Source organism: Polyangium fumosum (genome assembly GCF_005144585.1).
Classification (GTDB): Bacteria; Myxococcota_A; Polyangia; order Polyangiales; family Polyangiaceae; genus Polyangium; species Polyangium fumosum.
In genome coordinates this window covers 67,527-88,332 of sequence record NZ_SSMQ01000033.1, presented here as the reverse complement: position 1 = coordinate 88,332, position 20,806 = coordinate 67,527, and the positions used below count along the sequence as shown (strand labels likewise).

Sequence of the window (20,806 nt, the reverse complement as noted above, 5' to 3'; positions counted from 1 at the left end):
CTCGGCACTTCACCACAGAAGGCTGACGAGGGCAAAAACCGCGTGAAAACCTGCCGCGACGCCCAGGGCGAGCAGCCCGTACCGCAGCGCGGGCCGGGCCCGGACCGTGGGGGCCGCCCCTGTCTTCGCCGGGGCCTCGCTCCGCGGCAGGCACCGCGCGAGCTTCTCCTTCCAGGCGCGGATCTCCTGGGGTTCGTCGAAATGACGGCCCACGAAACCACACGCCAGGCAATACAAGTACGTCGCGACCACGAGCGGCTCGGGCTTGCTCTCCGGCGTGAGGAGCGCCGCGCGCTCGAAGAACTCGTCGCCGCCCTCCGTCTCGCCGAGCAGATCCCATTGAAGCAGCGGCCACGGCGGGCTCTCGGGATCTCCCTCGCGCGCGAGCCGCGTCTGCACACGCTCGTCGAGAAAAACGACGAGCGGGACGAGGACCCCCTCCAGGGTGCTCGGCGAGACCACCTTGTCGAGCTTCGCGTCGAGATCGTCGAGCCTCTTCCGGAGCTTCGCCCGGAGCGCCTCGACGTCGCGTGTCTTGTTGGTTCGCACGGCCGTGTCGAGGATCCGCCCGGTATCCTCGATACAGGCGACGATCTCCGCGAAGGCGCGGGGTTCGAGCGTGCCCGTCGCGCTCATGCCTTCGTCCCTCCGGAGAGCGCGCGCTGGCCCGCCATCGGGCGCGTCGTGATCTCCACGTCCACGGGCTCCTCCGTCCACGCGTCGAGGAGCGCGGCGATCTGCGCCGAGAGCCGACGCACGAGCGGCGCCTCTTCGGGCGTCCTTTGCCGCACCGCGAGCCGATACACGCGCCGAATGCCTCCCGCGCGCCGGGCCGGATCCGGCGCCTCGCGCGAATCGAGCTCGTCGACGAGCGTGGCAAACCCTCGATACGCCCCCTCCCCGCTCGCGCCGAGGATCTCCAGCATTCCCACGAGATCCCGCCGCCCGAGCGCCGGTCGCATGCGGAGCGACAGCACGTCGAGGCACCGCGCCGGATCCTGCGCGAGCGGGCTCTCCGCGGGCGCGCGCATGCTGCCCACGAGCCGGAACGAGACCCCCGGCAAATGCCGCGTCTGCAAGCCGAGCGCGAGCTTGCCCGGCGACGCCGACCAGAGCACCGGCTGCGAAAAACGGGCCTCCGCGAGCACCTTGCAGGGCTTCTCGAAGGCGCCGTCGATCGAGAGCTTGAGCTCCGTCACCCCGTCGCCTTCTTCGATCTCGTACGTATCGCCGTCCTGCGCGAGCGCCGCCGGCATCAGCGGCACGAGCCCACGATCCGTCGCCTTGTAGACCCCGCGCACCCCCGCGGGCTCGACGCCTTCGAGCAGCGGCGAGGGCGAACGCACGGGCGCCGTCGTCCGCGTGCCGTCCCAGAGGATCGGCTCGGCGAAATCGACCCACGCGTTCTCCACGGGAACGACGTGCAGGCGAAACGTATCATTCGAGATCGACAAACTCGTGGGGAACTCCTCGTCGAGCTCCAGGAAGAGGTCGAGCGTGTCCCACGGGGCGCGGGTCTGCGGCACCTCGATCTGCACGAAGAGCTCTTGCTCGGGCAGGTGGAAAAACGAGCGAATGCGGGCGAGCGAGCCGCGGTCGTCGCCGTCTTCGAGGGCGCTCGCGCGCGGGGCGCCGAACGAGGCGCGACAGGGGATCTCGGGCCCGTCCGTGCCGGCGACGGCGAAGGCGCGCGTGAGGTGGCGGCAGAGCGCGTCGTGCAGCGCCAGGGACGCGCGGTAATCGTCGAGGCGCCGCACGTAAAACGAGAGCGTGGCCGCGTGTTTCCAGGAGCGCCGCGCGCGGAGGCGGATCCGCACGAAGAGCCGTCGGTTCTGCTCGACGAGCCGCGCGCCCGCGACGTCGATCGGCAGGATCGCGAGCGGACGCATCATCGCAAAGAGCCCGACCTTGCCCTCGGCCGACATCGCGCGGAGCAGCGTGCCTCGCGGCAGGACCGCGGGCTCGACGCGCTCCTCGCCGACCACGCATTCGACCATCATCGACGCGGGCGCCGGCACGAGCAGCTCGTCGAGCGTGCCGGCGGCGATACGACGGACGGCCGCGGCCGTCGCGCGCTGGGCGGCGGCGCGTGTCCTCGCCGAAAAAAACGCCTGGGCTTCGAGGATCCGGCGCACGTCGGGATCTTCGGCCCCGAGCGAGAGCGCGCCTTCGGCCTCGCGGCGCGCGGCGAACGCGTCGAGCGCGGAGAGCTCCTCCAGGAAGAGCGAATTCAAGGTCTCGGCCTCTGCCATCGTCCCCTCCTATCCGAGATTCACCAGGCTTCCCTGCACGTTCGTCATGCTGCCCTTGAGCGTCGCAATGCCCGACGCTTCGAGGTTCATCATGCCATCGGCCTTGGCCTCGATCATCGCGCCCTTGGCCGAGATCTGGCTCGTCCCTTCGAGCGTGAGCGTCGCCGCCGTGGACAACGTCGCGCCCGCGCTTTCGAGCGTCAACGTATTCGTGCTCGCGCCCGTGAGCCCCACCTTCGATGTCCCCTCGACCGTGACGTTCTGCGCCCCCGAGATCGACACGTTCGCGTCCGAGGAGATCGTCGCGTCCTTCGTGCTCTGCACGGAAAACGTATCCTGGCTCGTCCAGCTCGACGCCTTCGTGGAGGTCATGGTGATCGTCTCGTCGGCCGTGACCTCGAATTGCTTGCAGGCGATCGCGATCTTCTCCGACGTCTGCGTGATCGTGCTCGTCGCCGAATCACCGGCGACCTTGATCTCGATCTTCGTCCCGTCCATCACGATGGTCTGCGTGATGCTCGCGTCGGCGTTGACCACGGTCACGGTGATCCCCGCGGTCTTGTCCATCTCGATGGTGCAGACCAGCGGCATGACCGATTACCCCCCCGTCTCCTCGACCTTGAGGGTCATCTTGCCCTCCTCCAGCCGGAGGAGCACGGTGTCCTTGTCGTTCGTGCGCAAGACACGCAGGACCGGCTTTTCGTCCTGGTAATCGTGGAGCACGGAGGTGTTGTTCGTCGAGGTTTTCCCGAGGAAGAGGTGCTGCCCCTGCCCGTCCTTGGCCACGCGCGCCTCACTGCGCCAATCGACCATCCGGATGACCGTGGCCTTGCTGAAATCGAGCGCCACGAGCACGCGCTGATTCTTGTACAGCGGCAGATAGAGGTTCCCCGCCCCGCTCTCCGGCTCGTACGGCGCGGTGATCTCCTTGTTCTCGAAGAGCGGGATCTTGACCGTGTACTGATCGATCGAGGTGTCCTCGTCCGTCGCGAAGTCGTACGTGATGTCGGTGTCTTCCCCGACGGCGCTCACCACCTTGCCTTCGAGGTGACCGGGGAAGCGCGGATCGACGGTGAACGGCAGGCGAACACGCGCCTCACTCTTCTCTTCGAGGCGCGCCGTGCATTCGACGGAAAAGCTCGCCGCGGCGTCGCCGTAGGTCGGCTCGGACCCATCGTCGAGGGCGCGCGCTTCGAGCGAAAGGAAAACCACGCGGAAAGGTTCGGTCGCCGCGATCAGGCTCGTGCTGTGGCCGCCCGTCGTGGAGATGTCGAGCAAGCTGCCCGGCGAAACGGCCACCGTGGGAAAACGCCGGAACGAGAGCTCGACTTCACGCTTGGGCAGGAGGGGCCGCGCGGTCTCCAGGGTGACGCGATCGTCGACATCTTGCGCGATCGGCGTGCGGAGGAGCGTGTCGCGATAGATGCCCGTGGCCGCATTCGTATTGTCGACGAGCTCCGTCGCCGTGCTCTCCGTGTACGAGTTCAAGACGCGGGGCTTGTGGCGCGGGACCTCGGGGAAAAACGAGGTCATGGAGGAGAGATCGTCGAGCAAGAGCTCCGAAGCCTCCCCGCTCGTGTCCTTCGCCCCCTTGATCGAATACGTGCCCTCGGCGTGGTCGTACGTGACGACGCCGTTCCGGGAGCGCACGTACCAGATCACGAGATCGTAAAAGCTCGCTCGCGCGGCCGGATCGAGGTGGAAGAAGATCTGCGACGCCGTCGTGGTGATGACGTCCCAATCGTAGGTCAGGCTGATCTTATCGCCTTTGTGCGCCTCGATGACGTCCTTGAACGTCGTCTCGGTGTAGAGCGCGCAGGGGAAATGCTGCCGCCAGAGCGCCTGCGCCGGGTCCACGAATGTCACGCGGTAGCGCCGGACGAGCACCGCCGGCGCATCCATCACCCGCTGCATCGTCTCCTCGCGCACCGACTTTTCGAGCACGAGGCCGCTCGTCTTGATCTCCGCGTCGTCCGCCTCGGTGTCGGTCTCGAGGTGCCCCGGCTTGATCGAAAGGGAGACCTCGCCGAGATCGGCCTTCACGAAATCCGCGAGCAGCTCGTCGGTGTATTTCCCGCCCCAGGACGCGTCGTCCTGCAGGACGAACTCGACGGAGCCCGAGACGCCCCACGCTTCCAAACGCAAGGAGAAACCCCGCACGTTGCCGCCCGGGATCGTGTGCTCCGTCCCCCCGACCGTGAGCGCCAGCGTGATTTCGAGTTTTTCCTTCAAGGCCCGCCTCCGCCGGCCGAGCCTACCCGCGGCGCACGGAGACGTTCCGGAAGACGCTGTGCAAGAACACGTGGTACGTCACCGGCTGCCCGCCCACGAGCCCCGTGAGCGTGAATCGCACCCAGAGGCCCTGGTCGCGGCCGATCAGGGTGAGCTTCGGTTCGCGCAGCCGCGGCTCGTAGGCCCGCACGACGCCGAGCATCTCGGCGCAGAGCTCGTCGAGCAAGGGCTTCGTCGCGAAATGGCCGTCGTACCGGCCGAGCCCGTACACCTCGACGGCCGAGGCATAACCGCCCTTCGCGTTGAGCGACACCTCGAGGTTGCGCGCGATGCTCTCCAGACGGGGCTCGTGATCGCCCCTGAGCTTGCCGTAGAACGACAACGACGGCCTCCTCCGCGGTCCCTTCTATCACGACCGCCTCCAGGAGAGCAGCACCTGCAAGCCCTCGAGCTCCTTGGGCATCAAGAAACAGATCGCCCGCTCCCGGAGCACGGCCCCCCACTCGCGCGCGTCGTCGCCCGCCGACGAGCCCGCCCCCACGATCCGATAGAAATCCACCGGCCCGCCGAACCGATGCCGGAACGGCGGGTTCGGCGAAGACACGAGGCGCATGCCACGGAGCGCATGCTCGCGCACGAGGCGGAGCCGCCCCGGGCTCGAAAGCACCGTCCCTTCGAGCGACAGTTTGTCCGCGGTCCGATGCTTGAGGACCACCACGTAAAGCTCGGTCGCGCCGAGCGCCTCCGGCGGGAGATCCCCCGCGACGAGGCGCCCACTTTCGGAGACGAACGAGATCGCCGGCTCCTCGGGCGTGGGGACGCGGGCGCGCGCCGAGATCTCGTCGCATACGACGCCGAAGATACGGGCGACATCGTGGTGGTCGTACGGAGGCGCCGAGAACGGCGCGGCCCGCTCGTCGAGCAGGCCGAGCTCGAGTGCGAAATTGCGCAAGGCTGAATAGACCGGATACGGGTGCAGGTGCACGCCGCGGTCCATGTCGCCGAGCAGCCCCCCGAGCTTGCGGGCCTCGACACGCACGCGAAAGAGAGGCGCCGCGGAGTCCCCGCGCGCCACGGCCTCGAGCGCGAGATCGTCGAGCGCGCCTTCGATTTCGGCGAGCTCGCCGCGCAGGCGCGTGAGGCGCGGCGCGAGGTAAGGCGTGGGGCCGATCCGCACGAGCGGCGGGATGAAATCGGTCGAGAGGCGGAATGGCCCCCCGGTCGTCAGCTCGAAGTGGCCGAGCTCCGCCCGGCCGATGCTGCCTTCGATGCTCGCCTCGGCCGAGAGCACGACGCGGAGCAAGACGCGCGGGATTTCTTTGGGCGAGGGCGGTTCGAGCGCCCCCTCCGCGCTCGCTTCGTCGTCCGGCGGCAAGACGTGGGCGAACACCTCGACGCGGCGCCGCCCGACAGCCTTGAGATCGAGCGGCGCGCTGAGGCGGGCATTGCCGGGCACGTCCACGAGCGCCCCGTCCGGCAGGACGGCCGTGAGGCCCGACACCCAGAGCACGCCATTCTTGGGATCGTCACCGTTCCATTCGAGCCGCGCGATCCCCGTGAGGGGCAAACCGACGAGGCTCGCCCGCAGCGCGGCTTCGGCCGAGAGCGCCTCCTCGAGACCGAGGAAATGCGTTGGGAGCAGGACCTGCCCGATCCGCCATTTCGGCCGTGCCAGCGCCGCCACGGTTGTCCCCGGCTAGCTCTGCGCCAAGCCCCAGAGCTTGGCGAAGTTCTTCCCCTTGCCGACGGCGACCTGCAGCGATTGCGCCGAGGGCTGGGGCTTGATGCCGGTGTTGAACGAGAAGTTGATGGGCGACTGCACCTCGGTCGACGCGTCGTCCGACACCGAGAGGTTCAGCTCATCGCCCCGCTTCTCCAGGATCCCGTTCATGTCGGTCGAGTTCGAATGGAAGCAGAGGTAATACTCCTTCTGCACCGGATCGTACTCGTAGACCGAGAACTGGAACGTGACCAGCACGTTCGTCATGGAGGTGTAAATCAGGAGGGCGATGTTTTGCTTGTTCGTCGCGGAGACCTGCCCGGTCAGATAGACCGCGTCGGTGACGCCCGTCTCCCAGAGGATGTCGCGCAGGACCGCGACGACCTTCAGATCCTCCGTCGGGTTCATGGGGTTCTTGCAGGTGAGATCGGCCGTCAGCGACGTATCCCCGACCTTCAAGGACGTGATGAAACCAACCGCGGTCTGCTTGTCCTTCTTGTAGTTGAAGCCCTGATAAACGTCGAGGACTTTACGAAATTCCGGCATGGCCGTTCATCCTTTCCTAATGCTCGATCCCGTATCAGGGCCCGCCCAGGGCCGCTTCGAGCCGAAGCTCGACGTCCATTCCTTCGAATTGCGCGTGCGGCAGGACCGAGATGATCGACTTGTACCAGCCGAACGCGCCCGGCTTGTCCTCCACGGTCACGCTCACGGCCTTGAACGGATAGAACCGCAAGGTCAGGTCGTCGGGATTGACGACCGTCGTGACGTACCCGCCGAGCCAGTTCGCCAGCACCTGCTGGATGTACGGGCCGTCGGCCGTGCTGCCGATGTACTCGCGCATCATGCGCTTGACGAAATGCGCGATGCGCGTGATCGAGAACGAGTACGCGAGGTTCGTGACGAGATGCGCGTTCTTCGTGTTGAGATCCTCGACGAACGAGCGCGGCTTCTTGAGCGACTGCGCGCTGAAGAACGTGGCCACGGCCTCGTTCTTCTTGTGCACGAGCGGAATGAAGCCGTTCGAGGCGAACTGCAGCTCGCGGTAATCGGGGATCGCGATCTCCACGGGCGGCTGCTGCTGTTCGTAGCCGTTCTTCTCGTACGTGTAGACCGTGAGCCCCTCGACGATGCCGCCGCCGCGCGGCCCGCGAATGTGCTGGGCCCAGCCCGATCCCTCGAAGGAGCGGACCATGTTCTTCGCGAAGAGAATGGCCGCGTTGCCCCAGAGGAAGTTGCTGGCGTCGTCCGTGCGGCCCGGCAGGACCGTCTCGTTGTAGCCGACGACATTGCCCGGCTCGAGCTTGGACGAATGGCCGAAGGGACGGCGCAGGAGGTACCGCGGCAGGACGAGCCCGAGGTACGCGGCGTAATCGGTGTCGCGCAGCTCGTTGTACTTGCCGAAAAGCGGGTGCGTGAGCACCGCGTCGAGGTCGCCGATCTCCGCGACCTCCTGCATCGTCTTGCAGGGCGCGAAGAACGTGGGCGCGACCGATGCGACGAACGGGCAATGCGAGGCGTTCGCGACGCGGCCCATGGCGCGCAGCCAGTCGACGTCCTCCTCCGACGAGTCGAACTCGTAGAGGCCGATCATCGTGGCGAAGGGCTTGCCGCCGTACCGATCGTACTCCTGGATGTAGACCTTGTTGAAGAGGCTACCGCCGAAGATGTCGGTGTCGTGATCGATGACGTCGGCGCCGATCTCGGCCTTGCTGCCGTCGAGGAAATCGATGATGACGTCCTCGCTCTCGACGCCCGACGCGAGGTGGTGGAGCCCGCGCCAGACCGCTTCGGTCGCCTGGAAGTCGTCGTCGTGGAAGACGTCGTCGAGGTGCTTGCCGAGCTTCTCGTCGACCTTCTGCGCGGCGAGCGCGATCGCCTCCACGACGTTCGAGTAACTCGCGAAGACGTGCAGCGGTCCGGCGTCGTCGCCGCGCGAGAGCGTGAGCTCGTCCGTGCAATTGACGAGCAGCGCCGCGAGGTCGTTCATGAACCGCGCGCCGTCGTTGATGTTGACGTTGCGGTCGTCGAACTTGAGCGGGGCCGTCGCGCCGGAATCGTCGGCGAGGGCGAGCGCGCCGTCCGTCCCGCCGCTCGGCTGCGCCGGCGGCTTGACTTCGCTGATGAGGAGCTTGAGCGCGTCACCTTCTTTGAGGTCGCCCGCGGTCTCGCCGAACGCCCCGAGAAGATCCGCTTTGAGTTCGTCGGCGGTTTTGGGAGTTGTATTGGTGGCAGGCATGATCGCTCCTCGACCTCAGATCTCGAGCACCTTGTAATTGTCTTTCGCCCACTTCTGGAGCTCCTTGAGCCCCTCGGGCGAGGCGAGCGCGCGCTTGATCTGGGCGCGAAGCTCGGGGCGATTGCGCAGCATGGACTGGAGCTCGAGCAGCATCAGCTTGATGACGCGGAGCCGCTGGAGCTCGGGGATGCTGCTGGCCACGGCGTCCGGCGTGAAATCCTTCATCGACGCGAAGGGCACCGTGCGCTCCGCGCTGACCTTGAGCGGCGTGGTGAGAGGCAGGACGTACACCCGGCCCTTCGACACGTCGTCGTCGTCGCTGTCCTCGGCCTCGGGCTTCGGCACCGCGTCCAGCGCCACCACGCGATTGCGCAAAAGGCCCGTCACGAGGCCGACCTTCTTGCGGGTCGAGGGATCGATCGTATCGCCGGCGACCTCGCCGGAGAACGTGATCGTCGCGCCCTGGACCTCGAGGTTGCCCGCGTCGTCGATCGATTTCACGTCGAGCGTGCCGCCCACGAGGATCTCGCCGTCGACGCGGCTCAGACCGTTCTGCTCCGGCGTGCTCTCGAAATGCGCCTTGCCGGTGAGCGGATACTTGCCGGCTTCCTTGCGGGCGATGGCGCCGCTCGGGACCGTGCAGACGATCCGGTCGAGGGTCACGGTGCCGGGCAGGCTCGATTTGAGGTGCGAGAGCGCCTTCGGCAAATGCCAGGTGGGGACGATCTCGGTGAGGTGATCGTCCACCGTGGCCCCGCGCTTGATCGAGCGAACGTTCCGCTCGGAGAGGGCGGGCAAGAGCCCTGCGGCGCGCTTGGAGCGGCCCTCGAACTCACCCAGGACCAGAACCCGGTAGGGCAGCTTCTCCTGCTGCGGCGTGCCGGTGATGTTGGTCCGGTAGGTGATGGTGAGCCTGGACTTGAAAATCTGGTCCTGGATATACTTGCTCAAGATCGGTTCTCCTTCCCCACCACCTCGTCCGAACGAGGCAAGCGTGCGTTCGCTGTGAATGCGTCGCGCGCCTTTGCCCCCCTCGTGCAGAAAACCCGAGGACCGAACCGTGGGGGCTCGGGGCTTTTACGGTTCCAATCGCGCATAGCGTTCCACGGGCGCGCTCCCCGGGACAAATTTGCCGTCACGTCGGGCGCTCGGGCGGTCGCCCTTCGAAGAGCGTGTGGATCTCGGAAGGCCGCGATTTCGCGAGCGGATCCCAGCCGAGCTCGCCCGGCCCGCGGACGATGAGCTTGCCCGACGCCTCGTGATCGACGAGCAGCACCCGCAGGTGCACGGCCGCGCCGGAGAGCGCGGGCAGGACATGATCCAAAAGACGAGCGCGCGCCTCGCGTGTCCACGGCTCATTCGTCCAGGTCCGCGACGCGTCGGTCACCAGAATGGCATCGATCCCGGGCACCGAGACCTCGGCCTCGCCGCCGAGCGCGGAGATGCCGAGCGTCGCCTGCCCAATCCGCGCGTCGGGCGCGGGCAAGCGACGCTCGTGTCCAGCGCGGCGCACCGAGACTTCGAGCTCGGGATAGACCTTGCGAAAGAGCCAGCCGAGCGTGATCGGCGAGGAGGGGCGGGCGAGCGTGAATGCCGAGCTGCGCAGGGAACGAGGGCACGGGACGAGGCGCTCCTGTTCCACGGGCGCGCGCGAATCGGCGTGATCGGTGAGGAGTCGGTGGTCGGCGAGCGCGAGGATGCCTTCGAGCGCGGGACCGGCTTGTGGATGCGCGAAGAGCTCCTGGAAATACGAGGGCAGCGGGGTCGTGACCGCGCGCAGGCCGAGGTTCAGGGTGACGGTGACATGATCGCCGAAAAACTCGACCGCGCGCACGAGCGTGGGTTCGAACGCGAGCGAGGGGTGGCTGCGAAATCGCAAGGTGCGGTCGGGGAAACGCGCGCGGAGCAAGGCCACGAGGGCCGGGAGCTCGAAGGCAGGGGCGGCGCGCGAAATGGCCTCCTCCAGCGCGACGCGGCCTGCGCCGGGCGGGGCGGGGGGCATTTCGGAGGACAGCGGCGCCGGCCCGTCCATACGTCAGGTCCCGACGAACGCGTCGAGGTCGACCTGATAAAGCTGCTCGAGCGCCTGCCACGCCGGGCCCCCTTCGGCCTCCCAGTGGGGCGCGATGTCGCCGATGTTCGACGAAAGGAGGCGGAAATGAGGGGCGAGCAGGGCGGGCAGGTACACGCGCGGATCGAATCGATCGAGGACGCGGCGCACGTCCTGGGCCACGATCGCGGCCTTGCCCATGTCGCCGCGGCTCACGAGGAGCTCGAAAGCTTCGAGCTTGCGGATGAACTGCTCGAGCGCGGCCGAGACCTCGATCGTACGGGCAGGCGGCGCGCTGGGGTGGAGTTTTTCCGACTCGAACAATGGCTCGGGATCGGAGGGCGCGTTCTCCTCGGGCTCGTCCACGGCTTGCTCCTCGATGTTCTCCGGCTCCGCGGGCGTGGGCTCCGCCGGGGGCGGCGGCGGGGGCGGCGGGGGCGGCGGCACGCGCTGGAAGACGCTCTCGCTGCGGGCGCGAAGCGCGGAGAGCTCACGCACGGATTGCGGGGATTCGATCACGGCCGTGATGGCCTTGGTGAGCGCCTCGGCCTCGGCGACGGTCTTCGCCGTCAAATCGCGCGGGATCGACGCGGCCCAGGTCTTCCACGTCGCGTCGCGCTTGGTTTCGTGGAAGTCGATGGACGCTCGAATCCCGCGGAACAGGAGCGTCCAGGCGGAGTCGGCCACGCGCGCCTTGCGCTGGAAGGGCCGGAGCGCGCGGAAGCCTCCTTCGAGGGCGAAACGTGCGGTCGCGAGGATGTCGGGCAATGCCACCGGGCCCCGCTCGGCGAAGACCCCGAGCAGGAAGGACGCGATGAGCCGGGCGTCGGTCGCGCCGTCCTCGAGGGAGAGCGAGGCACGCTCGGCGGCGGCGCGGAGCTCGCCGCTTTGGGCGAGGCGCAACGCATCGTCCACGGCCGCGGTGGTCGCATCCATGCCGGGGCCGGAGAGGGCGTGCGTGACGAGGTTCGGATCGAACATGACGAAGACCTCGGACCGATCGTATGCCGGGACAGACCCGTCAGGTCCCGAGCATCTGCGCCCGGAGGGCGGTCAGATCACGGAAGACGGGGCTTTCCGCCTTCCGCAGGAGGATGCCCGAGGAGTATTGCCGATGGCACCAGTCGAGGTCCAATTCCTTGCCGACGCGCCGGGGGAAGAGGGGGAAGACGAAGACCCTGTCCGGGAGGAAGTCGTCGCCGAGATCCTCGCGGATCGTGCGGGAGACGAGGGCGGAGACGTCCTTTTCGGGGACGTCGCTCGCGCCGGTGAAGACGACCAGGAGGAAGGCCCAGCGGGCGCCTGGTTCTCCGGTCGGCGCGGGCACGACGGCGGCGCCCACGACGCCGGGCAGCGTGGAGACGCGGGCTGTGACCTCGCTCGCGGGATACACACGCGCGGCGCGGCGCGGCGGGAGGGTCGAGCCATACAGGGACTCGGCGCCGAGGCTCGCCAGAATGAAAAACCCTTCTTTGCCGGGCAGGGGGACGAAGACGCCGGTCGCGCCGACGGCGGGTTCACCGCTGCCGCCGGCGTCGAGCAGGAGGTACGGACGGCCGGGCGCGGGCAAAGCGCGGGCATTGCTGCTGCCGGGACGGCGGGTGGAAAAGAGCAGGCAGCCGCCGCTGGCCGCGTCGACGAGGACGTTGCTCACCGGGACGCGTGCAAGATCGTTTTTCTTGACGAATTCGTTGTGACCTATCCAGTCGAGCGGCTCGTCGACGCTGCGGAAGACGTGGCGGAGGCGCGCGAGGCGGGCGGGTTTGCGGCGAAGATGGGCCGCGACCGCCGGGGCCACGCCGAACACGGTGATCGGCGATGGTTCGAGGAGGGTCGGGTCTTCTTCGAGGTCGGTCTTTCGCAGGTGGACGAACGTCGCGCCCGCGAGCCAGGTCGAGAGGAGCAAGGCCGGCATGTGTTGCTGCATCGGGAAATCCGGCGCCGCGAGGGCGTCGCCGGGGCCGATGCGATAAGCGAATACGGCGTCCCGCAAGGCATCTTCGAGGGCACGCGCGGCGGGAAGATCAACGGGAACGAGCAAGGGCGCGCGCAGCGGAGAGAAGAGCCGGGCGCAGGGTTCGTCGGGCGCGTACCCATACGGCGGCGCGCGCAGGGCCGGGCCATTCTCGACGAGGGGCAACACGAGCGCGTCGAAATCGCCGAGCGGCGGCGGATCCTCGGGATCGACGACGACGTGCGCGGGCCCGAGCGCTTCGAGGCGCGCGGCGAGCGCGTGGGGGCCCGCGGGTTCGAGGACGGAGACGCAAAGGCCGAGGCGTAGCGCCGCGGCGAGGGCCACGACGAAGGCGGGTCCAAGGGGCAGGACGAGGGCGATCGGCGCGCCGGCTTTGGCGCCGCGTTGCGCCCAGGCAGCCGCGCACGCGGAGGCGCGGGCGTCGAGCGCGGCGTACGAAAGCGAGCGCGCCGTGGAACGTTCATACCAGACAAGCGCCGGCCGGTTCGTTGCGACGTGGCGCAGGACGGCATCGTGATAGAGGTCCTGCGGTTTTCCTGGGCGGCTCCGGAGCGGCGGGCCTCTTTCGCGGACGAATTCGAAGAGGGCGGACCAGAAGGAATCCGGGGCCTCCGCGCTCGCGGCGAGCCAGTCGAGCGAGGGGACGTCGTCCTCGCGCGAGAGGTCGAGGCTCTGGACGAGGGCAGGGATCTCCATGACGCGCCCGGGGCAGACGAGCAGGGCGCATGCGGCGGGGCAAGTTTTCCGCATCGCCGGGGTGCGCTTTCGCCAGCGATTTGGCCCTGCCCTCGGGACGCCTGGTACCCTCGTCCCGCCGGCGGGGGAAACCCGCCCGGCAAGGCCCGATGCTGGTCACCATTCGCATTCGAACCACGCGCGACGAGGGAAGGACCGCGCTCTGCGAGCTCACGCTGGACCGCCGGCAGAGCTTCTCGGCGCTCGCCGAATCCCTCTTCGCGCAATGGGAGATCGAGACCGCCGGGCCGCGGCTCGACCCGGAAGATCGCACGGGCCTTTTGCGCAAGCTCGAGAGCTGGCTCGTCACGCACCGGCACGATCTGCGCTTCGGACAGGCGCCGGTCTTCGAATACACGTGCCTGCGCCCGCCCGCGCCCCCGAAGCGGCCACGCCCCCTGCCCCGCCCCGCCGGGGCGCCCCCTTCCCCGCCCGTCGACGAGAGCGGCGAGGACGGGGCCCTGAAGCGCATCGAGGCGCAGATCGATTGGCAAGGGGGTTAGGGCCATGAGCGGGGTCAAGTCGCTGCGCATTCGGCCGAGCAAGAGGGACGAAGAAGCCCTGCGGCGGGCTGCGGCCGAACGAGCGAACCAGGCGCGTGAGGAGGCCCCGAAGCTCCCGGCGTCGAAGGCTTTGCCGCCGGCCCTTTCGCCGAGAACGGCGCCCGTGGAGGCGTGCCTCGGGCGCGTCGAGCGGGCGCTCGTGCTCTTGTCGGCGTGTGTGGCGCTCGGCATCACGCTCGATCGCGAGGCGGAGCAGGCGCGCGCCGCGCTCGTCGAATTCACGCGCCAGCCGGACGGGGCGCGGATCGGGGCCGTGGATGCGCACGTGGCGCGGGTCTCGCCGCGCACGCTGGAAGAGGCCCTCGCAGCCCGGCAGGAGGCGCTCGCGCGGGCGCTCGCCGTGCTGGAGGCGCCTGCGTGGCAGCGGCAGCTCGAAGCGTTTCGCCCCGGGCTCGCGGCCGATCTCCGAGGGTTGGCAGGACGAAGGGTGCAAGAAGGCCCGGCGCATGTCGCGGCGCTGCTCGGCGAGCTCGACGCGCTGCTCGTGGCGCGGGCACGGGCGCGGGTCGTGTCGCTCTGCGAGGGCGGCGTCGCGGCGGGGCTCCGGGCCTCGGAGGTTCGCTTCGAGACACGCGAAGGCGCGTTCGTCACCGAGCTTTCCGACGATCACGGCGTCTTCGCGCGAATCGCCGAGCACCTCGTGTCGTGGGCCGCGCTCCCGGAGATCGACGCGATCGAAATGCGCGGGCCCACCGAGTGGGACGGCCCGGCGTGTGTACACGGCGGTTATGCGAACGTGCTCGGGGCGCTGCGCGCGCAAGGCGTCGAGGCGGAGCTCTACGGCGAGGACGGGCGCGCGTTGTGGCCCGCGGGCGGCGACGGGGCAGGCGGCGCGGAGGTGGTCCTGCAAAACACGGCGGCGATGGGGAGGTTCCGTTCGTCGTGACGGACCTCCTGCTCAACCTCGCCGACGCCGTCGCGCCGTCCCACGCGAACGGGCCCGGCGCGCGCGCGGTCCTCTGGGCGCAGGGCTGCTCGCTCCAGTGCCGGGGGTGTCACAACCCGCAAACGTGGGCCCCGGCGCCACGGCGGGTTTGCACGGCCCACGCGGCGGCGTCCTGGGTGCGCTCCTTTCGAGGCTTGCGCGGGGTGACGTTGAGCGGCGGTGAGCCTTTCGAGCAAGCGCTCGGCTTCGCGGCGCTCTGCCGCGTGCTCCGGGCCGAGGGGGCGGACGTCATCGCCTTTTCGGGTTTTTCTCGCGAAGAGATCGAAGGAGGCGTGCGACCTCACGCCCGGGAGCTGCTCGCCGAGGTCGATCTGCTGATCGACGGCCGCTACGAGGCCGACCTCGCGGCGCGGCTGCCCTTGCGGGGCTCGTCAAACCAGCGTTTGCATTTCCTGACGAACCGGATTCGACCCGCCGACATCGAGGGGTTGCCCGCGGTGGAGTGGATCGGCAAGGGCGAGCGGGCGCGCGTGACGGGGTTCGCCCTCCGCGCCCTCGGACCACGAACCGCCGAGGGGCGCGCATGAGCGGGAGCCCTGCGCCGGATCGGGAGCGCGAGCCGGCGATCCTGCTGCTCGGCTGGCGTCGGTCCGGAAAGACCCGGACGCGGATGCGGTGGAGCCAGTACGCCCGCATGGCGGCCGTGACGCCCGAGGGGATCGGGCCCCCGCGCGTGGAGACGGGGGCCCATCCAGCGCCGACGGCGGCGGTGACGGAGCATCGGATCGAAATCGGCGAGCGCGCGGTGCGGGTGATCGACGTGCCGGGAGCGATCGTGGACGCGGCGCGGGACGAGGCCGGCGCGCTGCGGGATGCGCTGGAGCCGCGGGTCGGTCGAATCGGAGGCATCGTCCTTTGCGTGGCTCCGCCCGTGCCACCACGAAGAAAAGGTTTGGTCCCGGGGCACGTGCACCCCTCGCTCGTGCCTGCCTATGGCGATCTGTTCCCGGCCGGTGAAACGATGGCCGAGCCCGCGGCCGCGCAGGTCGAGGAGGTGCGCGCGCGGATCGACGCCGTGATGGCGTTCGTGGAGCAATTCGCGGGACGAATGGGCAAGGACGCGCGCGACGTGCCCATTGACGTGCAGATCAATTTCGCCGATCTCGTCGCGCTCGGGAGCACGGACGACGAGGACGCGGCGGCGCGGGATCGGCTCTTCGCGCGGTATGGTCGTATGCTGCCGGCCGATCGGGGGGCCTTCACGAACCCCGCGCACATCGAGGCGCGGCGCGCGGAAGCGGCGGCGGTGGACGCCGACGTGTCCGCCCTCGCGACGGACATCGCGGACTTCATGCGGGCGCGATGGCCCGGACACGATCTCTGGTTTTCGGTGGCCGCGAACGTGGAGGATCCCCTCGGACACCGGAGCGCGGCGGCGGGGCTCGTGTATCTCGTCGACCGGACGCTCGGGGAAGAGGCGCTCGCGGAGGCGCGCGCAAAACGCGAGGAGGCGCGGCGCGTGGAATGGGCGCGGCGCATGGAGGCGCGGCGAGCGCTGCTCCGGCGGTTTCGACCCGCGCTCGTGGGCGTGCCCGTGCTGATCCTCCTCCTGCTGGCCGCGAGCACGGTGACCTGGGGAAGCCGCACGGAAACAGCCGCGCCTTTGCTGGTTCGCCGCGTGCGGTGGTACGCTCAATCCCATCTAGCCCCGGAGGGTCCTGGGCATGGCCCCAGCCCCCGCGCAGCTCGGACGCGATCGCCATGAGCCCGAAACAACGCGTCATCCAGGCGTGTTATCCCGCCAATCGTATCCCGGCGCCGATGCTGGCGCAGGCCTTCTTCCGGCCGCACGCGACGAAACCGCCGCACGCGGCCAAGGCCGTCCAGCGCAGCACGACCTCCCTGCCCCCGCACCCGGCCACGGTGGCGCAACGAAAACACGCGGCCTCTCGACCCGTCGAACGACCGCCGCACGCCGCGACGCGCGGCGCCCCGTTGCAAAGGCGTGCCGCGGACGAACCCGCTGCCATCGGCCCGGCGCAGCCCTCGGGCGTGCACGCCTTCCAGCCGCCGGCGGGCTTCCTCGAAAACAAACCGGCGCGTGATGGGCAGCCGCTCCCGCCGTCGGTGCTGCGAAAAATGGAGACCTTCTTCGAATCGGACTTCTCCGACGTGCGGGTCCACGTGGGCGGAGAGGCGGCGTCGATCGGGGCGATCGCGTTCACGCTGGGCACCGACATCCATTTCGCGCCCGGCTTTTACGAGCCACACACCTCGCGAGGGCAGGAGCTGCTCGGGCACGAGCTGACGCACGTGGTGCAGCAGCGCGAGGGGCGGGTGGCGAACCCGCTGGGCGACGGGATCGCGGTGGTGCAGGATTTCGAGCTGGAGGCGGAGGCGGATCGGATGGGCCGGGCGGTGGCCACGGGGCAAGCGAAGATGGCCGCGCATGCGCGCCCGTTGCCCGCCTTCGGGCCACCGGCGCACCACGTCGGGCCGCTGCAAATGCGGGCGGCGCAGGCGAAGGGCGCGGGATACCGGCTCATCTTCGGGACGTACATGCACGAGAACACAAGCCTCCCGGAGCCGCTCGCCGGCCATAGCTTCGTCGCGCTCGAAGAACCGACGGGAGAGCGGCACGCCTGGGGTTTTTCCCCCGAGAATTACGGCGCTTATGATCCACACCAGGACCTCGGCAAGCTCATGTCGGGTGTCCCCGGCGTGGTGCACGACGACAGGACGGCCTTCGAGAAGCCCGGGGTGCGGCTCAAGGAGTATCCCATCGACGCGGGGCAGGCGCAGGCGGCGATGGCGAAGGTCGCCGAGTATCAGTCGGGGCGACACCGGTTCAACCTGCAATCGAAGCAATGCTCGGCCTTCGCGCTCGACGTGCTCCGCGCGGCCGACGTGAAGACGCCGGTGAGCGGATCCGTGCGCGGACCACGCGACGTGTACGAGAAGCTGCGGTAACGTTCTCCGAGGGAACGACGCGGAGGAGGCGGCGATGGCGAACGGCGAGGGCGAGGGGAAAAAGCAGCGGGCGCCGCATCCGGCGACGGTGCAGCGGAAAACGACGACGGCGCAGCCCGGAAAACGGCCGAGCAGGCCGCCGCATGCGGCCACGGCGCAACGAAAGGCGTCCACGCCCGGCGGCGCGCGCAAGGAGCGGCCGCCGCACGCGGCCACGGTGCAACGAAAGGCGTCCACGCCCGGCGGCGCGCGCAAGGAGCGGCCGCCGCATGCGGCCACGGTGGCTCGGACGAGCGGCGCCGGCGCCGCGCAACGGCTGGCAGCGCCCGGAAAGACCGGCGCGGTCACGCTGGCGTCCGGCTCTGCGCTTTATCACACGACGAATTATGCCGGGCTCAACGTCCTTTTGCGCGCGGGGATCGGGGCCGGCGTGAACGGGCGGACGGGCTCGGTGTTCCCTACGTCGACCGCGCTCGACGCCGGGCGCGCGGGCTCGGGCGGGCCGGCGGCGGTGCTGGAGCTGCGGACGACGCGCGCCTTGCAAGGCGGTCGTGACGCGCCGGCGCAGCCGAAGACCGCGGCCCGGGCCGAGCCCGCGGAGGACGACACGCCGCCCGATTTCGCCGTGGATCGCCGCGGCTCGCGCGGGGTGCAATGCAAGCTGCATCCTCGGGCGCTCGACGCCCTCGAACCCGTGGCCGTGCACCTGCGCGACGCGCGTGGCGCCTGGGCGCGCTTCACGGTCGCGCAGTACCGCGAGATGTCGGGCGGGGGCTGAACCGAGCAGCATCTTCACGCGCAGGTCGGGGGGTCCATCAGACCCAGGCTCTCGATCATCGGATTCGAGAACATCCACCGCGCTTCGGCTGTGGTGAGGAATGCCCTGCGCGCAGCGAGCCAGCGATCGAGGCGCGGGCCGAACGCCTGCCGCACCCACGCGCCGTTCACCGGCAGCCCCTGGCCCCAGTGGTAGGCGTGAGGAATGTTCGACCGCGCAAACAAATCGAAAATCATCGCGTGCGCTTCGCTCGCCGTCCTCGAGCCGAGCCCCGGCAGCTCGAGGGTGCAGGTGATGTCTTCGAATCGCGTGAACGCCAGCAGGGCGCTCGATGCCTTCACGTACCGCAGCGCGATCGGCGCGCCGAAGGCCTTCCGCGCCGTGACTTGCAGGATCAAATCGACGGCGTCCGCGGCCCGCGCGCGCGGCACGCCGATCTCGAGGCTGATGCCGCGGCCGGTGCGCTCGGTGTCACCGAAATGCTGGCTGCACGTGCCGAGAACCCCCCGGCCGTGGGTGGGCGCGACGATCGACTCCATCTGATGCTGAAGCGCCGCGCCCATGATCTGCGCCGAGAAACCTTCGGAGATCACGCTGATGCATCCGATGAGCTCCCCGGAGTTCAGCGTCGTCCCGTCGGGCCTGCTGCTGTGCGGCAGCGCGCCGGAGGGCGGGACGGGGCGCTGGTAAAGGACACGCACGAACGCGCCCTTCTGGCCTGCGCCGAGGCGATAGGGATTCAGCACGATCTCGAAGTGGTAGGGTCTCTCCGTCGAGGGGAGACCAAGCGCCGTCGCCGTCGTCTCCCAATCCTCGAGGGGCAGCGTCAGGGCCGCCTTGATGGCGGCGTCGAAATCGCGCTGGTACACGAACCTCTCGAGGAGGTACATCGGCACCGCCTCGAGCAGAACGCCGTGTATCAGGCCGAAGCAGCCAAACCCGACGAGGGCCGCGTCGAACAGATCGTCGTCGCGCCGGAGGGTCGAGCTGAGCGACGCGCAAAACGTCTGCGAGACGATCGGCGGACCGCTCTCGCGCTCGATCCAGAACGACTTGCCGTCCTGGCCGATGACGTGGAGCCCCCTGACATAGTCTTGCATGGCGCCCACGCCGTACGCGGACCCGTGGGTGCCCGTGGAGATGGCGCCAATGATCGTCTGACCATTGCTGGCACCACACGTCGGGAGGGACAAGCGACGCGACTCCAGCCAGCCGTGAAGCGTGCTGATCCGGGTGCCCGCCTGCGCGAGGACGAGCCGGCCTGGATCGACCGTCGCATGCGGGTCGAGCATCCACGGAATCGTCCTGCGGTTCTCATCCACGAACCAGAGGCCGTCCAGGAGATTGGCGGTGTTGACGAGGTCTTCGTCGATGAACGCGACGTTGTTCAGCGACCAGCCGCCGCCGAAGGCGCGCACGCGCTTCTTCCTGTCCCTGGCCTCGATCACGATCCCCTGCAAAGCCTTCATGCCAATGAGACCGATCCACCAGGGCACCTGGACGCTCGCCTTCGTCCACGCGTTCGAGGGCGTGAGTTGTCGCTCCACCCTGCCGCCCACGTCCAGCGAGTTGTGCCAGTTGCTCCACGGACTGTCGTAACGGACGTCGACCTTCGGCACCCCGCGGACGCGCGCAGCGGGCTCGTCCTCGCCCGAGGGGCCCGAGGCCAGGGGCTCGAACTCGTCTGGCAAGCCGGGCACGTTCCGCTTCCGCATCGTCGGCTTCACGTCGAGCGGTAGCTCCAGCAGGTTCGCCGGCGCCTCGGCCGGCGGAAATGCGGGCTGATGGATAGGTGCTGTTGTCATCGTCTTCTCTCTTCCGGCGGAGGAGGCGGAGGAGGCTTGACGGGCGGCACCGAGATGGTCCCCGCCGTACTGCAATAGATCGTCACGTGCTCGGGGACGGCCATTCCCAGCGTCAAGAACATCAACAATGCAGAGCCGACGCTGAAGGCCGTGTCGACGCGACCGACGGGACGACCGCCGCAGATCGGGATCTGGTTGCTACACGGTCCAGCCGTCCTGTCGCCCGCACAATCCGTCGGGGCCCATTTGTCCTGGAGCAGCCCCCATACGTAGGACCAGCGCGTCGCGGAGCGCGGATTGTACGCATCGACGGGGACGTCGGTCAGCCCCGGATCGCCGCGGGCCTGCCACGAGTAGCGGTAACACCCCGACGAGCCTCCGAGGAGCGAGCCCAGCACGACGCTCACGATGACCGCTCTCGCTCCCTTCATAGGTCTCCCCGATGCCCGGCGGCACGCTCGAGTTCGATCGGCGCCTCCTCGACGTTCGTGCCGTCCTTGGGTGCATCGGCCTGAACACGAGCCGTGCTGCTGCTTTCGCTCACGCCGGGGCCAACCAAGCATCATGCATGCCTCGACGCACACGGCTGTCTTCCGCAAAG

The 20,806-nt window shown here is 69.0% G+C and carries 20 protein-coding genes; 6 read left to right on the top strand and 14 right to left on the bottom strand.

Annotation, left to right across the window (positions count from 1 at the left end):
- Window positions 1–9: 9 nt before the first annotated feature.
- The 12 genes from E8A74_RS28155 to E8A74_RS28100 form a co-directional block, all read right to left on the bottom strand.
- Window positions 10–636, bottom strand: coding sequence for a DotU family type IV/VI secretion system protein (locus E8A74_RS28155; RefSeq protein WP_136932174.1), 627 nt, complete (start codon window positions 634–636; stop codon window positions 10–12).
- Window positions 633–2,252, bottom strand: a complete 1,620-nt coding sequence (locus tag E8A74_RS28150; protein WP_136932173.1) for a type VI secretion system baseplate subunit TssF — start codon at window positions 2,250–2,252, stop codon at window positions 633–635. The genes E8A74_RS28155 and E8A74_RS28150 overlap by 4 nt, the downstream gene beginning before the upstream one ends.
- Window positions 2,253–2,261: 9 nt before the next feature.
- The gene (locus tag E8A74_RS28145; RefSeq protein ID WP_136932172.1) at window positions 2,262–2,843 is read right to left on the bottom strand and encodes a hypothetical protein; all 582 of its coding nucleotides are present in this window, start codon (window positions 2,841–2,843) and stop codon (window positions 2,262–2,264) included.
- Window positions 2,844–2,849: 6 nt separating this feature from the next.
- Window positions 2,850–4,484 (bottom strand): hypothetical protein, encoded by a 1,635-nt coding sequence (locus tag E8A74_RS28140; RefSeq protein WP_136932171.1) that lies wholly within the window; start codon window positions 4,482–4,484, stop codon window positions 2,850–2,852.
- Between the two features lie 22 nt (window positions 4,485–4,506).
- A complete protein-coding gene (locus E8A74_RS28135) occupies window positions 4,507–4,866 on the bottom strand; it encodes a GPW/gp25 family protein (RefSeq protein ID WP_136932170.1) in 360 nt (119 codons plus the stop codon).
- A gap of 27 nt (window positions 4,867–4,893) precedes the next feature.
- Window positions 4,894–6,168 (bottom strand): type VI secretion system baseplate subunit TssK, encoded by a 1,275-nt coding sequence (gene tssK, locus E8A74_RS28130; protein WP_136932169.1) that lies wholly within the window; start codon window positions 6,166–6,168, stop codon window positions 4,894–4,896.
- A 12-nt stretch (window positions 6,169–6,180) separates the two neighbouring features.
- A complete protein-coding gene (locus tag E8A74_RS28125; RefSeq protein WP_136932168.1) occupies window positions 6,181–6,750 on the bottom strand; it encodes a hypothetical protein in 570 nt (189 codons plus the stop codon).
- 34 nt (window positions 6,751–6,784) lie between these two features.
- A complete protein-coding gene (gene tssC / locus E8A74_RS28120; protein WP_136932167.1) occupies window positions 6,785–8,443 on the bottom strand; it encodes a type VI secretion system contractile sheath large subunit in 1,659 nt (552 codons plus the stop codon).
- A gap of 15 nt (window positions 8,444–8,458) precedes the next feature.
- Window positions 8,459–9,394, bottom strand: coding sequence for a type VI secretion system contractile sheath small subunit (locus E8A74_RS28115; protein WP_136932166.1), 936 nt, complete (start codon window positions 9,392–9,394; stop codon window positions 8,459–8,461).
- 184 nt (window positions 9,395–9,578) lie between these two features.
- Window positions 9,579–10,445, bottom strand: coding sequence for a type VI secretion system baseplate subunit TssG (locus E8A74_RS28110; protein WP_170229435.1), 867 nt, complete (start codon window positions 10,443–10,445; stop codon window positions 9,579–9,581).
- A gap of 33 nt (window positions 10,446–10,478) precedes the next feature.
- Window positions 10,479–11,474: a type VI secretion system protein IglI family protein gene (locus tag E8A74_RS28105; RefSeq protein ID WP_136932164.1), complete on the bottom strand. Its 996-nt coding sequence runs from the start codon at window positions 11,472–11,474 to the stop codon at window positions 10,479–10,481.
- Between the two features lie 40 nt (window positions 11,475–11,514).
- Window positions 11,515–13,164, bottom strand: a complete 1,650-nt coding sequence (locus E8A74_RS28100) for an AMP-binding protein (RefSeq protein ID WP_170229434.1) — start codon at window positions 13,162–13,164, stop codon at window positions 11,515–11,517.
- Between the two features lie 149 nt (window positions 13,165–13,313).
- On the opposite strand from E8A74_RS28100, the gene E8A74_RS28095 reads away from it, so the two are divergent.
- Genes E8A74_RS28095 through E8A74_RS28075 form a run of 6 tightly spaced genes read left to right on the top strand, consistent with a single transcriptional unit; the run spans window position 13,314 to window position 18,400 of the window.
- The gene (locus tag E8A74_RS28095; protein ID WP_136932162.1) at window positions 13,314–13,706 is read left to right on the top strand and encodes a hypothetical protein; all 393 of its coding nucleotides are present in this window, start codon (window positions 13,314–13,316) and stop codon (window positions 13,704–13,706) included.
- Window positions 13,707–13,710: 4 nt separating this feature from the next.
- A complete protein-coding gene (locus tag E8A74_RS52790; protein WP_170229433.1) occupies window positions 13,711–14,652 on the top strand; it encodes a hypothetical protein in 942 nt (313 codons plus the stop codon).
- A complete protein-coding gene (locus E8A74_RS52785) occupies window positions 14,649–15,239 on the top strand; it encodes a 4Fe-4S single cluster domain-containing protein (protein ID WP_170229432.1) in 591 nt (196 codons plus the stop codon). Before E8A74_RS52790 ends, E8A74_RS52785 begins: the two co-directional genes overlap by 4 nt.
- A complete protein-coding gene (locus tag E8A74_RS28085) occupies window positions 15,236–16,417 on the top strand; it encodes a hypothetical protein (protein ID WP_136932161.1) in 1,182 nt (393 codons plus the stop codon). Before E8A74_RS52785 ends, E8A74_RS28085 begins: the two co-directional genes overlap by 4 nt.
- Window positions 16,414–17,622, top strand: coding sequence for an eCIS core domain-containing protein (locus E8A74_RS28080; RefSeq protein WP_211365464.1), 1,209 nt, complete (start codon window positions 16,414–16,416; stop codon window positions 17,620–17,622). Before E8A74_RS28085 ends, E8A74_RS28080 begins: the two co-directional genes overlap by 4 nt.
- Window positions 17,623–17,656: 34 nt before the next feature.
- Window positions 17,657–18,400, top strand: a complete 744-nt coding sequence (locus E8A74_RS28075) for a hypothetical protein (protein WP_136932160.1) — start codon at window positions 17,657–17,659, stop codon at window positions 18,398–18,400.
- A 14-nt stretch (window positions 18,401–18,414) separates the two neighbouring features.
- Here the strand turns inward: E8A74_RS28075 and E8A74_RS28070 are convergent, their stop codons facing one another.
- Together E8A74_RS28070 and E8A74_RS28065 are read right to left on the bottom strand one after the other, a co-directional pair.
- Window positions 18,415–20,205, bottom strand: a complete 1,791-nt coding sequence (locus E8A74_RS28070; protein WP_136932159.1) for an FAD-binding protein — start codon at window positions 20,203–20,205, stop codon at window positions 18,415–18,417.
- Window positions 20,202–20,612: a hypothetical protein gene (locus E8A74_RS28065; RefSeq protein WP_136932158.1), complete on the bottom strand. Its 411-nt coding sequence runs from the start codon at window positions 20,610–20,612 to the stop codon at window positions 20,202–20,204. The genes E8A74_RS28070 and E8A74_RS28065 overlap by 4 nt, the downstream gene beginning before the upstream one ends.
- Window positions 20,613–20,806 lie beyond the last annotated feature (194 nt).

Coding starts and splice junctions, on each gene's coding strand:
- tssC (WP_136932167.1), bottom strand. CDS start 8,443: ATGCCTGCCACCAATACAACTCCCAAAACCGCCGACGAACTCAAAGCG.
- E8A74_RS28085 (WP_136932161.1), top strand. CDS start 15,236: ATGAGCGGGAGCCCTGCGCCGGATCGGGAGCGCGAGCCGGCGATCCTG.
- E8A74_RS28080 (WP_211365464.1), top strand. CDS start 16,414: ATGAGCCCGAAACAACGCGTCATCCAGGCGTGTTATCCCGCCAATCGT.
- E8A74_RS28150 (WP_136932173.1), bottom strand. CDS start 2,252: ATGGCAGAGGCCGAGACCTTGAATTCGCTCTTCCTGGAGGAGCTCTCC.
- E8A74_RS28075 (WP_136932160.1), top strand. CDS start 17,657: ATGGCGAACGGCGAGGGCGAGGGGAAAAAGCAGCGGGCGCCGCATCCG.
- E8A74_RS28100 (WP_170229434.1), bottom strand. CDS start 13,164: ATGGAGATCCCTGCCCTCGTCCAGAGCCTCGACCTCTCGCGCGAGGAC.
- E8A74_RS28110 (WP_170229435.1), bottom strand. CDS start 10,445: ATGCCCCCCGCCCCGCCCGGCGCAGGCCGCGTCGCGCTGGAGGAGGCC.
- E8A74_RS28155 (WP_136932174.1), bottom strand. CDS start 636: ATGAGCGCGACGGGCACGCTCGAACCCCGCGCCTTCGCGGAGATCGTC.
- E8A74_RS28125 (WP_136932168.1), bottom strand. CDS start 6,750: ATGCCGGAATTTCGTAAAGTCCTCGACGTTTATCAGGGCTTCAACTAC.
- E8A74_RS28095 (WP_136932162.1), top strand. CDS start 13,314: ATGCTGGTCACCATTCGCATTCGAACCACGCGCGACGAGGGAAGGACC.
- E8A74_RS28070 (WP_136932159.1), bottom strand. CDS start 20,205: ATGACAACAGCACCTATCCATCAGCCCGCATTTCCGCCGGCCGAGGCG.
- E8A74_RS52790 (WP_170229433.1), top strand. CDS start 13,711: ATGAGCGGGGTCAAGTCGCTGCGCATTCGGCCGAGCAAGAGGGACGAA.
- E8A74_RS28105 (WP_136932164.1), bottom strand. CDS start 11,474: ATGTTCGATCCGAACCTCGTCACGCACGCCCTCTCCGGCCCCGGCATG.
- E8A74_RS28145 (WP_136932172.1), bottom strand. CDS start 2,843: ATGCCGCTGGTCTGCACCATCGAGATGGACAAGACCGCGGGGATCACC.